The following is a 14,917-nucleotide window of genomic DNA, read 5'->3' on the forward strand; positions in this document are numbered from 1 at the left end:
AGGACGATCGAAGATGGCATCCGGTAGCGACGGTCTGGTCGAAACATATGTGCAGTCCGACGCTCTCGATCTGGCGGGGCTCGTGCAGACCGGGCAGGTGTCGCCGCAGGAGTTGGTCGAGGCCGCCGTCACGGTGATCGAACGTCTGAACCCGGAACTCAATGCCGTCGTTCACCGGCTATACGACATGGGGCGAGAGCAGGCGAAGACCGTCGATCTCGGGGCTGCCTTTGCCGGCGTACCGTTTCTTCTCAAGGAACTCGCATCGCAATGGGCGGGTGCACCGGTCACCAATGCGTCCCGGTACTTTCAGGACCTCGTGGCGCAGAGCGACACCGAAGCCGTAAAGCGCATGAAACGGGCCGGTCTGGTGCTCGTCGGCAAGTCCAATGCACCCGAAAACGGCTGGTCGATCACAACCGAGCCGAAGATGTACGGCGCCACGCGCAATCCCTGGTCGGCGGACGTGACGGCGGGCGGCTCGAGCGGCGGCACGGCCGCGGCCGTCGCCTCGCGCATGATTCCGATCGGCGAGGCGAGCGACGGCGCGGGCTCGATCCGGATTCCGGCCTCGTGTTGCGGGGCCGTCGGTCTCAAGCCTTCACGCGGACGGGTGAGCGTCGCTCCGCTCGGCGATTACTGGTATGGCGGCGCCTATTTCCTCGCCATCACGCGAACCGTACGCGATACCGCGGCCTATCTCGACGCTCTGGCGGGTGCGCTGCCGGGAGACCCGTACACGCCGTTTACGCCGGAGATGCCATGGGCCGAACTCACGCGTCGGCCTCCGAAAACGCTACGCATCGGCTATTCCGTCACCCCACCGAATGGCGGCTCGATCGATCCGGAGGTGAAGGCCACCGTTCTTGCCGCAGCGTCCACGCTGGCAAAGCTCGGCTACGACGTCGAGGAACACGACATGGCCCTCGATGCGGAAAGGGCCTGGGCGGTCTATACGCGCATGACCTGCGTGCAGACCGCGGCGATGTTCGACTGGCTAGCACCGCTCGTCGGGCGACGCGTGAGCGAGGACGACGTCGAGCCCGTGACGTGGGCGATCATCGAACGAGGCCGATCGATCGGCGGCGTGGATCATATTACCGACGTCGAGGAACTGCGAACGACGGGGAGGGGCATCGTCGGCGACCTCGGAGCCTACGACATCTTCATGACGCCGACCCTGACTCAGTTGCCCCGGCCAGTCGGCTACTACGATATGTCCGAACCCGACATCGATCGCTACAACGCGAAATGGAGCGATTCCTTCTTCGCGTTTCCCTTCAATATCTCAGGACAGCCGGCGATCTCCCTGCCGGTCGGCATGTCGCAAACCGGCGTACCGATCGGTATCCAACTCGTCGGCCGCTACGGCGACGAAGCGACCGCGCTCGCTACGTCGAGCGTATTGGAGCAGGAATTGCCTTGGGCGGAACGAAGACCGCCCGTGAGCGCGTAACCATCGGGACCGTCTTCATGGCGCAAGCTTTGCAACGTGCCGATTCACCGAAAAGCGGAATGGTAAGCGGTCAACCGTTCTTCGACAGCGGGTGCGGGATGTAGCCGACGAAGCCGGTTATCTTCCATCGCTCGTCTATCAGGGAGCAGAAATAAAGCGTCTGCCAGTTCAGGCGTTCTGTCTCGCCGTTCGCCCGTTCGAGCGTTCCGTCGAACTTCTTGTGAACGAGGGCGCGATCGCCGTTGATGTCGATGTCCCGCATGTTCGTCACACGGAAGAGTGCTTCGCGAAGCGGCTCGGCGAAGACGATGTCGGCGGTCTCCTTGCTCTGGCGCAGCCATTCGTCGCGATAGGCATCGAGCGTCGGGAAGGACAGGCGCCAGGAGTCCGGGTTCGAGAGGAAATGGCCGTGAACGCCGAAAAAGCGGTCGGCCGCGAAGTCGTCCTGAACCAGAGACCAGTCGCTGGTCACGAAGGCTTCGATGTCGCGGCTGACGAGCATTTCCCAGATCGCGTGCCGATCGGCATCGGCCTCGGGAAAGGGGTTCGTATCGTAGAGCATCGCGTCTCTCTTCGCTTATGAATGGAACTTACTGGAGGCGACCGCGCGCGGCGACCGGGACGGCTTCCGCCGTTTCTCCGTCCGCCGTCAGGTGAACGGTGTCGAAAAGGTTCGATACGACGCATGCGTGGTTCGGGACGACGCGGACCTTTTCGCCGATGCGGGGGGTGCGGGCGCACCGGCTCACGTCGACGATCGCGTGCTCCTCGCTCAGACCCGTGATGACGGCTTCCGGATAGGCCGTTATGTAGCCATGGCCGGGCTCGGCGCAGGTGTCGGCAGCGAGCGCCTTGGAGCCGGCGTCGAGGACCACGCGGTCGGAGGTCGGATGGCTGACGACGGTGGTCACGACGGTCAGGGCGCAATCGTCCAGGGTGCCCAGACCGAACGAGACCTGCATTCGATCGGAATAGATATAGGTGCCCGGGCGATGCTCGGTGGCGACACCGACCTCGGCGGCACTGTAGAGATCGGGCGACCCGCCGCTCGAGATCCGTACGGGTGGAAGCCCCTCGGACAAGAGCAGGTTCTTCGCTCTTGCGAGCCAGTCGTTCACCTGTTCGGCGCCGTTTCGCGGCGGATAGGTCATCAGTCCCTGGAAGGACAGGCCGGGTGCTGCATCGATCCGGCGGGCGAGCTGCAGCGCTTCTTCAGGCGAGGCGACGCCGCATCGTCGCGCGCCGGTATCGCACTCCACGAGAACGGCGAGAGGATGATCCGCATCGCGGAAAGCGTCCGCGTAGCCGGCCACCGTTTCCGCACTGTCCGCAGTCACCGAGAGCGTGACGCGACGGTGAAGCTCGGCCAGACGCGCAAGCTTGCGCGCACCGAGAATGTTATAGGGAATGAAGATGTCCGAGAGCCCGGCGTCGGCCATCACTTCGGCCTCGCCGATCTTCTGGCATGTGATGCCGATCGCGCCGAGCTCTACCTGACGTAGGGCAAAGCGTGGCAGCTTGTGCGTCTTGATATGCGGGCGCAACGGCAGGCCGTGGCGATCCGCATAGGCCTGGGCGCGCGCGAGGTTCGCCTCGGCGATGCGGCAGTCGACCAGGACGGCCGGCGTTTCTATGTCTTCGATGTTCATTCGGCTCGCTCCCGGTCGGCGTACTCAGGTCGTGAATGTCTGAGCTATTAAGCCAATGACGTGCATTCTGCGAGAGCGACGCCGTTTCAACCGGACCGCAACCCGTTCGGTGAAATCGACAGGGGCACCGCTTGCCGCGCCGATCGTTCGGTTCACGGCCCGAGGCGTACGCCGTTCGTGGCATCGAAGAGATGCACGTGTTCGCTCGGCACGGAAAGGCGGATGGTTTCGCCGGGTTCGGGCAGTAGGCGGTCGCGAAAGACCGCACGAACCTCGGTATCGGCGATATGTCCGAACACGTGGATTTCCGGCCCGGTCGGCTCGACCACTTCGGCCGTCAGCGCAAGCGGCCCCTGTTCGTCGCGCACGTAGGTTTCCGGCCGGATACCCACCGCGACGGCCTCGCCGTTTTCCGCGGAGCAGGGCGCTACGGGAACCACCGCGCCGTTCGTCAGCACGACACGCTCGCCGTTCTCATCCGTTTCGTAGCGGCCGTCCAGAAAGCTCATCGCCGGCGCGCCGATGAAGCCGGCGACGAAGCGGTTGGCCGGACGGTCGTACAGTTCGAGCGGCGTGCCGACCTGCTCGATGCGCCCGCCATTCATGACGACGATGCGATCGGCCATCGTCATGGCTTCGATCTGGTCATGGGTGACGTAGACGATCGTCGAGCCGAGGCGCTGGTGCAAAGCCTTGATTTCGGTGCGCATTTGCACGCGCAGCTTGGCGTCCAGGTTGGAAAGCGGTTCGTCGAAGAGAAAGACCTTCGGGTCGCGAACGATCGAGCGGCCCATGGCCACGCGCTGCCGCTGCCCGCCGGAAAGATGGGCCGGCCGCCGATCGAGATAGTCGCCGAGATTGAGGATCTTCGAAGCGCGAGACACGCCCTTTTCGATCGTCTCCGACGTCTCGCCGCGCACGCGCGGGCCGAAGTCGATGTTGCGCCGCACGTTCATATGGGGAAAGAGCGCGTAGGATTGAAATACCATCGAGATGTTGCGGTTTTGCGGCGAGACGTCGTTGGTGCGCTCGCCTCCGATGACGAGTTCTCCGCCGGAGATCGATTCCAGCCCCGCGATCATGCGCAGCAACGTCGACTTGCCGCAGCCCGATGGGCCGACGAGGACCAGGAACTCGCCGTTCCTTACCGATAGCGACAGATCGTCGATGACGTTCACCGGGCCGAAGCGCTTGGCGACGTTTGTCAGTTGCAGGTCGGCCATTTGTCCGGGGTCCTAACCGATGATCTGTTCGATGAAGCGCATGTTGCTCGCCGTAAGCCCGCCGTCCACCGGCAACGTCGCGCCGGTTATGCCGCTTGCGAGCGGAGAGACGAGAAAGGCCACGGCGTTGGCGACCTCGTCCGGTTCGACGAGACGCTCCAGCGGATAAAGGGCGGAAACCTTCTCGACGATCTGCGGATCCCGCGCCAGCCGATGATCCCAGGCCGCCGTGCGGATCGAACCGGGCGCGACGGCATTCGCCCGGATGCCATGGCGACCCTCCTCGCCAGCCAAAGCGCGCATCCAGGCGAGAAGCCCGGCCTTTGCGGCGGAATAGGCCGGATTGCCGTAATGGGCGAGGGCGTTGACCGACGATACGAAGACGAAGACGCCCGAAGAGCGGCTTCGCATCGCTGGCAGGAACGCGCGCGAAAGTCGGGCGGCGCTGGTGAGATTGATATCGATCTCGTGGTCGAAAGACGCGTCGTCGACCAGGTTCAGCGTCTCCGCCCGCGTCCAGCCGGCGTTCGAGACGAGCGCGTCGACATCACCACGCCGAAGGATGCGTGCGGCAGCCTTCTCGGTGGCTTCGGCATCCGTAAGGTCGAAGGCTTCGCATTCCGCGATTGCGGGATCGGAAAGGTCGGCTTCGGGTACGTCGCACGCGACGACGGTGGCGCCGAACCCGGCGAGGCGCGTCACCAAAGCGCGGCCAAGTCCCCCGGCCGCCCCGGTTATCACGACCCTCATGCCGTCCAGATCGACCATGCCGTCGGTTCCCGCTCGCCACGCTCGCTCTTCCTGCCGAAGACGAACGAAAACGCAGCATGCGTAGATTTGTGTAACAAGGCAACACGCTTTCCAGAAACCGCTTGATTTATGGTCCGTGATGTAAAAGCCTCAAATAAACGCGCCGCGTACGGCATCCGAGTTTGGATCTAACCTTTCGAGCCGAACCAGAGGGAGACGAAGAATGATGAAGAGATGGACCACGGGGCTGGCAGCGACCCTGGCGCTCGTCGCGGTGGCCGGCATTGCCCACGCCGAGACGATACGCGTCACGGTCGCCGAATACAGCAAGAAGACCGGACCGTATTTCAACGATGCGGCAAAGGCCTTCGAGAAGGATCATCCGGATGCCAAGGTGCAGATCGAGGTCGTTCCGTGGGACAACCTGCTGCAGAAGCTGACGACCGACATTTCGGCTGGTGCGAACGCGGACGTCTCCATCATCGGCACCCGCTGGCTGATCGATTTCGTGAGCCAGGATATCGTCACGCCGCTCGACCCGTACATGACGCAATCGTTCAAGGACCGATTCTTTCCGGTCTTCTTCAAGCCGGCCGTCATGGACGGCAAGACCTACGGCCTGCCGATCGCCGCTTCGGCGCGCGCCATGTATTACAACAAGGCGCTCTTCAAGAAGGCCGGCATCGACACGCCGCCGGATACCTGGAGCGAACTCGCCGCCGACGCGAAGAAGATCAGCGCCCTCGGCGACGACATCGCCGGGTTCGGTCTTCAGGGCAAGGAGATCGAGACGGATGTCTATTTCGACTACGCGTTCTGGGCCTATGGCGGAGAGCTTGTAACCAAGGACGGCAAGTCGGGCCTCGATAGCAAGGCGGGTTACGACGCCGCCAATCTCTACAAGAAGATGATCGACGACGGCTCGACCCAGCCCGGCGTCACCTCCTACACGCGTGAGGACGTCCAGAACCTCTTCAAGCAGGGCAAGGTCGGCATGATGATCACCGCGCCTTTCCTTTCCAAGCAGATCAAGGCCGAGGCGCCGAACCTCGACTACGGCGTCGCAGCGATACCGGCCGGCCCCAACGGCGACCGCGGCACCTACGGAGTGACCGACTCCATCGTGATGTTCAAGAACTCCGAGCACAAGAAGCTCGCATGGCAGTTCATGGACATGCTTTTCACGAAGAAATGGCGCGAGCGCTTCACGTCGTCGGAGGGCTTCCTGCCGGTGAACAAGGAGGTCGCGAAGATGCCGGAGTTTGCCGACGACGCCGACCTCAAGCAATTCACGAACCTTCTGCCGGATGCGCGGTTCGCGCCCGTCATCTCCGGCTGGGAGCAGATCGCCGACACCACGAAGAACGCGCTGCAGACGATCTATCTCGGCAAGGGTGAGGTCAAGCCGACGCTCGACCAGGCAGCCCAGCAGATCAACGAGCTGCTGAAGCAGTAAGCCACCCTCGTGAGGGGGCCCATGCCAGTGCGCGCCCGCCGGATCCCGTCGATCGAGACCGGCGGGCGCGCATTCCGAAAGACGTGCCGGCGAAACCCTTGTCATCACGCCGTCCCACGAGCGCGAGCCTAAAGTCATGCACCGCTCCGCCCTGATCAATCCCTACGTGCTGGTGCTGCCGGGCTTCCTGCTCGCCGCCTTCATCATCCTCTGGCCGCTCTATCAGCTCGGCGTCATCTCGCTGAGCGAAGTCAATCGCTTCGGGCAGCTGAAGGGCTTTGCGGGTCTCGAGAACTATCTCGCGGTCTTCGCCGATCCCGATTTTCTGGGAGCGCTGTGGCGTACCTTCGTCTGGACCTTCGGCATCGTCATCGGTGCGCTCGTCGTCGCCATGCCGGTGGCGCTGATCCTCAACGAGGATTTCTACGGCCGATCCGTGGCGCGCGTCATCGTCATGCTGCCCTGGGCCGTCTCGCTGCCGATGACCGCCATCATCTGGCGCTGGGCCCTGAACGGCCAGAGCGGCATGCTCAATTCCGGGCTTCGCGACCTCGGCGTCCTCGACCATAACATCCAGTGGCTCGCGCAGGCATCGACGGCCTTCCCGATGCAGATCCTGATCGGCATCCTCGTGACCATTCCCTTCACGACCACGATCTATCTCGGCGGTCTCTCCTCGATCCCGACCGACCTCTACGAAGCCGCCAGGCTCGAGGGCGCAGGCCGCTGGCAGATGTTCCGCGAGATCACGCTGCCGCTGATGCGCCCCTTCGTGAACATCTCGGTGGTTCTGAACGTCATATACGTCTTCAATTCCTTCCCGATCATCTGGGCGACGACGCAGGGCGGGCCGGCGAACTCGACCGACATTCTGGTCACGTATCTCTACAAGCTCGCCTTTCGCTACGGAAAGCTCGGCGAGGCTTCCGGCCTGTCGATCATGATGTTCGCACTTCTTCTCTTCTTCACTCTTCTCTATGTCGTTCTCGCGGTGAGGGGAGACGAGGAATGAGTGCCAAGGCCAAACGCACGATCGTCGCCTGGCTGCTTCTGCTGCCGCTCATCGTTCTCGTCTTCTTTCCGTTCGCTGTCATGTTCCTGACCGCCGTGAAACCGGCCGACGAGGTGCTGCAGCCGACCTGGTGGCCATCCGATTTCGCCTGGAGCAATTTCCTGACCATGTGGTCGGAGGCCAATTTCGGGCCGGCGCTGCTGAACTCGCTCTACGTCTCGATTCTCTCGACCCTGCTCGCCCTCGTTGTATCGATCCCGGCAGCTTACGCGCTGAGCCGCTTCCGCTTTGCCGGCCGCGGGTTCTTCCGGCAGTTCCTGCTGGTCACGCAGATGCTCTCGCCGATCGTCCTCGTCATCGGACTGTTCAGGCTGATCGTCTGGCTCGGCCTGATCGACAACGTGAATTCGCTGGTTTTCCTGTACGCCGCGTTCAACATCGCCTTCTCGGTATGGATGCTCCAGAGCTATTTCGCGACGATCCCCAGGGAGCTAGAGGAGGCCGCCTGGATGGAAGGCGCCAGCCCCGCCACGGCGCTCGTCAAGGTATTCCTGCCATTGGCGGTTCCCGCCATCACCGTCACCGCGATCTTTTCCTTCATCAACGCGTGGAACGAGTTCGTCATCGCGCTGACGATGCTCAGACGGCAGGAAAGCTATACGCTTCCGATCCAGATCTTCTCGCTCGTTTCCGGCCGCTATACCGTCGAGTGGACCAACGTCATGGCCGCCACGTTCGTGGCGACCATTCCCGTGGCGATTATCTTCGCCTGTCTGCAGCGTTATCTGGTACGTGGTCTCGCCCTCGGCGCGGTGAAATAGTGCCGGCCGAAAAATCGAAGGAGATCTCGTCTTGCCCAAACAGTGCTTCGGAAATGCGCCCGTACCGCTCTCGCCGGCCGTGCGTGCCGGAGATTTCGTCTATATCTCCGGCCAGACGCCCGCCGGCCCCGACGGCACGATCGTCGTCGGGGGCATCACCGAACAGACGACGCAGGTGATGGCCAATGTCGAGGCGGCCCTGAAGCTTGCCGGATGCACGCTCGCCGACATCGTCAAGACGACGGTCTGGCTCGAAGACGCCCGCGATTTCGCCGCCTTCAACAAGGTCTACGGAAGCTGTTTCCCGAGCGACCCGCCGGCCAGAACCACCGTCGAGTCGAGGCTCATGGTGGACATCAAGATCGAGGTCGAGGCGGTGGCTTACAAGCCTGAGTGAACGCCACCCCGGCAGGTGAGACGTGAGCGATCCTTCTCGCTCGTGCCTTTCCTGTCGTCGAAGCAAGCGCTTCGAACCTCTCAGTCTTGCCGATCCGCTCCGTCATCCTGCCGGAGCGGATCGGCAACTTTCGGCCAGATCGATCGCGTCAGCTTCCGGTAGTTCGTTTCGACCGGATCGGTGGGGTAGGAGGAGGGCGCAGCGACATGGATGATGCGGGAGGAGACGGGCTCGAAACCGGCGTAGAAGTGGTTGGTCGATTTCACGAGGAGCAGCGCCTTCCCGGAGATGTCGATGCCCATATTAGTGAAAATCGACGGTTCGTAGGTCTGAGTTCGGCTCGAAATCAGAATGATGTCGATCTGCGTACCGACAAGCCGGACGACCGCCGCACGGCCGAGAGTGACGCGGCTTCTTCGAAATGTCTGCCATCCCTCGTCGGCAAGGGTGAGGATATCGACCTCCGCATCGATCGGCGGACCGGCATCCGGGCTCGCCTTGCCGGCAAGACGCATCCGCAACCGCGCGCCTTCGCCGGCGGCGTGGCAGAAGCCGACCGCCACGGGATCCCAGATCGTCGCTACCGCGACGTCCTCGATGCCACGCTGCATGATGGCCTTCAGAACGTGCGTGCCGTCTCCCGCGGTTCCGCCACCGGGATTGTCCCATGTATCGGCGATGGTGACCGGCTTGTCGGGATGTTCGCGTCGGGTCGAAAGGGCGGCGTCGAGGCCGTCCTCGACCGGCAGGATCGGCATGGCCGTGCGACCGCGAAGGCGGTAGAGATCGAGGCCGATTTCACGGGCGAGACGGTCGCCGCCTTCGCGATCGTCGTCGGTGGCGACGAGGATGCGCGTTCCGATCTCCGGCACGTCGCCCGCCATGAAGCCATGGATGATCGAGACGGAGAGAACCGAACCGGTGCCTTCCAGCTGCTTCAGGCGATCGACGAAGGAACGCATCGGCTCTTGCGTCGTCGGATAGATGCCGATCATCCGGCAATCGAAGGCCGATAGAACGGGCCTGATCTCGCCACGCAACGCACGCAGGCTGATATCGACGACGTGCTCTCCGCGTTCGTAGAAATCCGTATGTGGAAATTCGAGAAACGCAGCGGCGAAGTTCAGCTGCGCAACGCGCTTCGGCGTCAGGTGGCTGTGCGGATCGAACTCGCACGACAGGAACCGATCCGGCCCGATGATCGTGCGCACGCGCTCGAGAAGATCGCCTTCGCAGTCGTCGTAGCCCTGCGCGACCATGGCGCCGTGAAGGCCGAGAACGACGCCGTCCACCGGCATGGCCTCATTCAACTGGTCGAGGATCTCGTCGCGCAGGTCCTCGTAAGTTTCCTTCTTGATCAGGCCGGCCGGCTCGGCCCAGGAAGACGATCCCTCGACGATCTCCAGGCCCTCGTCGTCGCGCCCGCGTTGACGCAGGATCACGACAGGCGACGAGCACAATGTCGGCGTCTCCGGATGAAGGCCGGGTCCGGCGTAGAAGGCGGCCTCGAAGGCCCGCCGATCGGTCGGAACGGGAGAGAACGTGTTGGTTTCCGTCGCAAGCGATGCCGTAAAAATCCGCATGGTGTTCCCCGTCCGCGCAATGGCAGGCCAGATCCTGCCCGCTCCGTCTCCGGTCCTGAATAGCGCGTCCCATCCCCGGCTCGAAAGCTTAAATCGTATGGCTCCCTCACGTGCCGGCGTCTCACCAGGCGATATCCGCCAGCGGAGGCGTGCACGGCTCGGCTATCTTCGAGATCGCAAATCCTTCCGTCCGTAGCCGCATGATGGAAAACGGTCGATAGCCTTCCGGATGGCAAGAGCGGGACAGGCCCTGATGGACGATCGGGATACCGACCCTATCCCCATCCAAGCCCGCGCTTGCGAGCCGTATATTCTACTTCTGATTTAAACGGCGGGCTTGAGCGTAATGAATGGTCGTGTTCAGTTGGACGAGGTGGCGACATTGAAGACGCCCATGAAGTGGAAGCATCGTGGTCGGATCATCGTGGACGGTCGACCATAGCCAACGTCGACCGTCGCCATTCGGGGATTTTGGGGATGACGCGAACGGCAAGATCGTTCGAGGTAGTGCATCGGCGAACGTCTGGTGAGGCGAACCTTGCAGCGGTACGTGACCGCGAAACGTCGGTGGTGAAGGTAAGGAGGAGGGGTTGCGTGCTTTTCTGCAGATGCTTCGGATCGCGTTCCTGTACGCGATCCTGTTCTTCCTTTGCATGATGGTTCTCGTTCCGTTGCAGAACGTGTGGCCGATCGGTTTCCAGATGCTGTTTGTGTTTGCGACGCCCGCGGCCATCGTCTGGTGGTTCGAGCGCTCCCGGTCGAAGCGAAAAGAAAACCGGATAGCGAAGCGCGTCGAACCGGAACTATCCATTCCAAAACGACCACAGAGACGTTCGTCAAAACCCGCGATGGCGCTAGATACGGCGGACCCCACCGAAGATCCCTTACTGAGCGACGTGCGTTCCGCCTTGCCGAAGCAGGCATCGGCACAGGAAGCCGTCTTGCCGACTGATCAGGATACTCCATCGTCGACATCACCGGATACGCCGGAACGTGGTCGCGCGGACGATCCGCCGGCGTCCAAGCCGATGTCGCAACCGCGGAAAAACGACGATACCGAACCATCGAACGCATCACGTTACGTTCCACCGGAACAGGACAATGCCAAGCTCGCGCAGATCGCACGTCGGATCGGCCCGGAAATGGCAGCGATCGCTGCCCGGCAGCAGGCGCAGAAAGCCTCCGTGCGCCACACGAAGCGCATCCAAGGGTGGATCCCCTTCGGCGACAGCACATCGGTTGCGGGACGCGACCTAGGCGGCTTGATCTATGTCGGGACGCCGCCTTCGCTAAGCGACGGTGGATACGGACAAAAGTGTCGCGCTTATATCGATCCGTCGTTGCCGGTCGCGAGACCGGGCCTCGATCGAGACGGGCGGGAGATGCCCTATTGGCCGGGGTATTCCAACATCCCTGCGCGCTGTCGTGCGACTTATCTCGACTGGCTCGCGGGCGGCCGCACCGATCGATCCCGTGATCCCGGCTATATGTTCCTTTATTTCTACGGCCTGGAAAGACGCTTCTTCGTCGACAACCCTTCGGACGAGGAAAGGCAACAAATCGTCGACGAAGTCCGGCGTCTTGTCCAGCTTTACGCGGATAACGGTTCCGTCCAGCGCTACCTCGGCGAATTCATCGATATCGCGCAGGTAGCAACGATGGAGATCGAAGCGATCGAGCCGATCTTCGAGCGGTCCGGTTGGGATCTGCCGCTTTCGCTGCGGATCGCGATCGGGACGCGCATTGGGCGGGAAGAGCCGCTCGATGCGCGATGGATGGCGAGCTGGCTCTTTTGCCATCCGGAGCACAGTCTGCGGACCGCTGCGACGCGATGCCGGGACGAATTCCTTGCCCTGTTCCGGATCCGGTTCGGCGAGCGCTTTCCCGACGGTTTGAAGGTGAACAAGCCGAAGAGGGTGCTGAAGGCAACGTACCGGGCTGCCTCGAGCGAGTTTACCGGAACGCTCGCTCCGACGGTTGACGACAAGCCGATCCCGGATATTGGCCGGCTTCGCAAGCCTGTCGAGATCGCACAGTCGATCGCCGACGAGGTGATGGACGAACTCGACAAGCTGAGCCGGTTCCTCGGTCGCCGGCCGGACGAGCGTTCGAGCGCGGCGGCACACGCGCTTCTCCCGGCCAAGCTTCGGCCTCTCTTTCCGTCCGCGGAACTGGAGGCACTGAGGGGATGGGCGGCGGACCGCGTAGCGGAAGGCGGCTTCGTTACCCTTGCCGACGCGATCGAACGACTGGAGGGCGAACGGCCGGGAAAGATCGGCAAGCGACAGTTCACCGGTGCTGCCGATGCGCTTGCACGCACCGGCTTCGGGCTCGCACCCGACCCCCGCTTTGCCCTGCGCTCGCCGAAGCCCGACGAGCCGGTCGTCGTGTTCGATCTTGGCGAGCGCGTCGAAAAGCTCGAGGACGTTTCGCACCGTTACCGCAGCGTATTGATGGAAATCGCGCTCGGCTCGTTCGTCGCCCATGCGAATGGCCACGTCGCGGATGGCGAACGGCAGTCGCTCGAGGAACGGATCGCGTCGAGCGACGGTCTGAACGATCAGGAACGGCGCCGGCTCGCCGCCAATCTCGCCTGGTTCCTCGCGGTGCCGCCGGACATGAGCCTGCTTCGCCGCAAACTCAAGGACATGGCGGAACGAGACGAAACCGCTATCCGCGCTGCACTTGTTGCCGCCGCCCGTTCCGACGGAACGATCCATGCCGAGGAGGTGGCCAGTCTTGAGCGGGTCTACAAGGCGCTCGGCCTCGATGCGAACCGCGTCTATTCCGATCTGCATTCCGGAGACCTGGCGGACACCCTTCCAGTCGTGCGGGCAGCGCGGACGGGCGCACCCGGCGAGGCCATACCGGGCGATCGAGACCATGCGGGACCGATGCTGGACACCTCGCGGATCGCCGCGATCCGGTCCGATACGCAACGGGTCTCGTCCGTCCTGGGAGAGATTTTCGACATCGAAGAGGAAGACGATGTTCCGGACGTTGAGGCCGGACTGCCTGGCGGTCTCGACCGGAACCATGCCGCGCTCGTGCGTGCGCTGATCACGATGCCGCATTGGAGCGAAGAGGAATTCGCCGAACTCTGCGAAAGGCATTCGTTGCTTGCGTCGGGCAGTCTCGAAACCATCAACGAATGGGGCTTCGAGAGGTACGACGAAGCATTGCTCGACGAGTACGAAGGCTACGACATCACGCCGGAGGTCGCCGCTGCGATCGGCCGGGAAACGATTGGGGAGAGGGGAAATGTCGAAACTGAAACCGCGTGAACGCGATGCCATCGTTCAGGCGTTGCGCGCCGGCGTCGTGCCAAAACTCGGTCTGCGCCACGTGCAGGTCGGTCGGGTGCGCGAGATCGAGGAACTCGTCAAGGATATGGATCGCATTGCCGAAGGGGGGGGCGCCATCCGTCTTGTCGTCGGCGAGTACGGATCGGGCAAGACCTTCTTCATGAACCTGATCCGGTTGGTCGCGCTCGAAAAGGGTCTGGTCGTCATGTTCGCAGATCTTGCGCCCGATCGGCGTCTGCAGGCGACCGGTGGCCAAGCGCGCGGGCTGTACGCGGAAATGGCGCGCAACCTTTCGACCCGGACGAAACCCGACGGCGGTGCGCTGGCGAGCGTCGTCGAGCGCTTCGTTTCGCAGGCGCAGCGCGACGCCGAGACGCGCGACGTGCCGACGGGCTCGATCATCCGCGAACGGCTCGGATATTTCGAGGAGCTGACCGGCGGCTTCGAATTCGCCGAGGTGATCCGTCGCTACTGGGAAGGTCACGAGACCGGCGACGACGAGCTGAAATCCGCCGCTCTGCGCTGGCTGCGCGCAGAATTCGCGACCCGTACCGACGCGCGCAAGGCGCTCGGCGTCCGCACGATCATCGACGATGCGAGCGTCTACGACCATCTCAAGCTGATGTCGGCCTTCGTGCGCGAGGCGGGCTACAAGGGTTTGCTCGTCGGCCTCGACGAAATGGTGAACCTCTACAAGCTCGCGTCCGCCCAAGCACGGAACGCCAATTACGAACAAATCCTGCGCATTCTCAATGACGTCCTGCAGGGCAGTGCGGAGCATCTCGGTTTCCTCCTTGGCGGTACGCCGGAATTCTTGATGAACACGCGCCGCGGCCTTTACAGCTACGAGGCGCTACAGTCCCGGCTTGCGGAAAACACCTTTGCGCGTGACGGGCTCGTCGACCTTTCCGGGCCCGTGATCCGGCTTTCGAACCTGACGCCGGAGGATCTGTTCGTGCTTCTCTCGAACGTGCGCCGTGTCGTGCAGGGCAAGGACGAGGCGATCCCGGACGAAGCGCTCGAAGCGTTCATGGCGCATTGTGCCAACCGCATTGGCGAGGCGTATTTCCGCACGCCGCGGAACACCGTTACCGCGTTCGTCAATCTGCTGGCGATCCTCGAACAGAACCCCGGCGTCGAATGGCGCGATCTCATCGAGGAGATCGAGGTCACGGAGGATCGTGGCGAAGATCTCGCCGACGTCGACGAAGCGGCCGGTGCGCAAACGCCGGGCGACGACGACCTCGTCAGCTTCAAGCTCTGAC

The 14,917-nt window shown here is 63.0% G+C and carries 12 protein-coding genes; 7 read left to right on the forward strand and 5 right to left on the reverse strand.

From position 1 onward, the window contains the following. Positions 1-13: 13 nt before the first annotated feature. Positions 14-1,456, forward strand: coding sequence for an amidase (locus FJU11_RS05960; protein ID WP_141166120.1), 1,443 nt, complete (start codon positions 14-16; stop codon positions 1,454-1,456). Between the two features lie 70 nt (positions 1,457-1,526). On the opposite strand, the gene FJU11_RS05965 is transcribed toward FJU11_RS05960, so the two are convergent. The 4 genes from FJU11_RS05965 to FJU11_RS05980 form a co-directional block, all read right to left on the reverse strand. Beyond that, positions 1,527-2,018, reverse strand: a complete 492-nt coding sequence (locus FJU11_RS05965; RefSeq protein ID WP_141166121.1) for a hypothetical protein — start codon at positions 2,016-2,018, stop codon at positions 1,527-1,529. 28 nt (positions 2,019-2,046) lie between these two features. Then, positions 2,047-3,105: a D-TA family PLP-dependent enzyme gene (locus tag FJU11_RS05970; protein ID WP_141166122.1), complete on the reverse strand. Its 1,059-nt coding sequence runs from the start codon at positions 3,103-3,105 to the stop codon at positions 2,047-2,049. A gap of 152 nt (positions 3,106-3,257) precedes the next feature. Then, positions 3,258-4,328: an ABC transporter ATP-binding protein gene (locus FJU11_RS05975; protein ID WP_141166123.1), complete on the reverse strand. Its 1,071-nt coding sequence runs from the start codon at positions 4,326-4,328 to the stop codon at positions 3,258-3,260. Between the two features lie 12 nt (positions 4,329-4,340). Further along, complete coding sequence (locus FJU11_RS05980; RefSeq protein WP_141166124.1) at positions 4,341-5,096, reverse strand: SDR family NAD(P)-dependent oxidoreductase; 756 nt, start codon at positions 5,094-5,096, stop codon at positions 4,341-4,343. A 205-nt stretch (positions 5,097-5,301) separates the two neighbouring features. On the opposite strand from FJU11_RS05980, the gene FJU11_RS05985 reads away from it, so the two are divergent. From FJU11_RS05985 to FJU11_RS06000, 4 genes are all read left to right on the forward strand, one after another. Further along, a complete protein-coding gene (locus tag FJU11_RS05985) occupies positions 5,302-6,534 on the forward strand; it encodes an ABC transporter substrate-binding protein (RefSeq protein ID WP_181408065.1) in 1,233 nt (410 codons plus the stop codon). A gap of 136 nt (positions 6,535-6,670) precedes the next feature. After that, on the forward strand, positions 6,671-7,546 hold the full coding sequence (locus tag FJU11_RS05990) for a carbohydrate ABC transporter permease (RefSeq protein ID WP_141166125.1): 876 nt from the start codon (positions 6,671-6,673) through the stop codon (positions 7,544-7,546). Continuing rightward, positions 7,543-8,367 carry a carbohydrate ABC transporter permease gene (locus tag FJU11_RS05995; RefSeq protein WP_141166126.1) on the forward strand — a complete coding sequence of 275 codons (825 nt, stop codon included), beginning with the start codon at positions 7,543-7,545 and terminating at the stop codon, positions 8,365-8,367. The genes FJU11_RS05990 and FJU11_RS05995 overlap by 4 nt, the downstream gene beginning before the upstream one ends. 31 nt (positions 8,368-8,398) lie before the next feature. Beyond that, positions 8,399-8,764, forward strand: coding sequence for a RidA family protein (locus FJU11_RS06000; protein ID WP_141166127.1), 366 nt, complete (start codon positions 8,399-8,401; stop codon positions 8,762-8,764). An 80-nt stretch (positions 8,765-8,844) separates the two neighbouring features. Here FJU11_RS06000 and FJU11_RS06005 read toward each other — a convergent pair whose 3' ends face one another. Beyond that, entirely contained in the window at positions 8,845-10,347 is a 1,503-nt protein-coding gene (locus FJU11_RS06005) for a M81 family metallopeptidase (protein ID WP_141166128.1), read from the reverse strand. 1,142 nt (positions 10,348-11,489) lie between these two features. Here FJU11_RS06005 and FJU11_RS06010 point away from each other — a divergent pair. Both FJU11_RS06010 and FJU11_RS06015 read left to right on the forward strand, forming a co-directional pair. Beyond that, the gene (locus FJU11_RS06010) at positions 11,490-13,631 is read left to right on the forward strand and encodes a tellurite resistance TerB family protein (RefSeq protein WP_210242845.1); all 2,142 of its coding nucleotides are present in this window, start codon (positions 11,490-11,492) and stop codon (positions 13,629-13,631) included. After that, the gene (locus FJU11_RS06015) at positions 13,609-14,916 is read left to right on the forward strand and encodes an ATP-binding protein (RefSeq protein ID WP_141166130.1); all 1,308 of its coding nucleotides are present in this window, start codon (positions 13,609-13,611) and stop codon (positions 14,914-14,916) included. Before FJU11_RS06010 ends, FJU11_RS06015 begins: the two co-directional genes overlap by 23 nt. Position 14,917 lies beyond the last annotated feature (1 nt).

This window comes from Pararhizobium mangrovi, from assembly GCF_006516965.1.
GTDB lineage: Bacteria > Pseudomonadota > Alphaproteobacteria > Rhizobiales > Rhizobiaceae > Pararhizobium_B > Pararhizobium_B mangrovi.

What these genes read in the sequence shown, in the direction of transcription:
- FJU11_RS05970 (WP_141166122.1), bottom strand. Translation starts at nt 3,105, where the DNA reads ATGAACATCGAAGACATAGAAACGCCGGCCGTCCTGGTCGACTGCCGC.
- FJU11_RS05965 (WP_141166121.1), bottom strand. Translation starts at nt 2,018, where the DNA reads ATGCTCTACGATACGAACCCCTTTCCCGAGGCCGATGCCGATCGGCAC.
- FJU11_RS05975 (WP_141166123.1), bottom strand. Translation starts at nt 4,328, where the DNA reads ATGGCCGACCTGCAACTGACAAACGTCGCCAAGCGCTTCGGCCCGGTG.
- FJU11_RS05960 (WP_141166120.1), top strand. Translation starts at nt 14, where the DNA reads ATGGCATCCGGTAGCGACGGTCTGGTCGAAACATATGTGCAGTCCGAC.
- FJU11_RS05980 (WP_141166124.1), bottom strand. Translation starts at nt 5,096, where the DNA reads ATGGTCGATCTGGACGGCATGAGGGTCGTGATAACCGGGGCGGCCGGG.
- FJU11_RS06015 (WP_141166130.1), top strand. Translation starts at nt 13,609, where the DNA reads ATGTCGAAACTGAAACCGCGTGAACGCGATGCCATCGTTCAGGCGTTG.
- FJU11_RS05995 (WP_141166126.1), top strand. Translation starts at nt 7,543, where the DNA reads ATGAGTGCCAAGGCCAAACGCACGATCGTCGCCTGGCTGCTTCTGCTG.
- FJU11_RS05990 (WP_141166125.1), top strand. Translation starts at nt 6,671, where the DNA reads ATGCACCGCTCCGCCCTGATCAATCCCTACGTGCTGGTGCTGCCGGGC.
- FJU11_RS06005 (WP_141166128.1), bottom strand. Translation starts at nt 10,347, where the DNA reads ATGCGGATTTTTACGGCATCGCTTGCGACGGAAACCAACACGTTCTCT.
- FJU11_RS05985 (WP_181408065.1), top strand. Translation starts at nt 5,302, where the DNA reads ATGATGAAGAGATGGACCACGGGGCTGGCAGCGACCCTGGCGCTCGTC.
- FJU11_RS06010 (WP_210242845.1), top strand. Translation starts at nt 11,490, where the DNA reads ATGGCAGCGATCGCTGCCCGGCAGCAGGCGCAGAAAGCCTCCGTGCGC.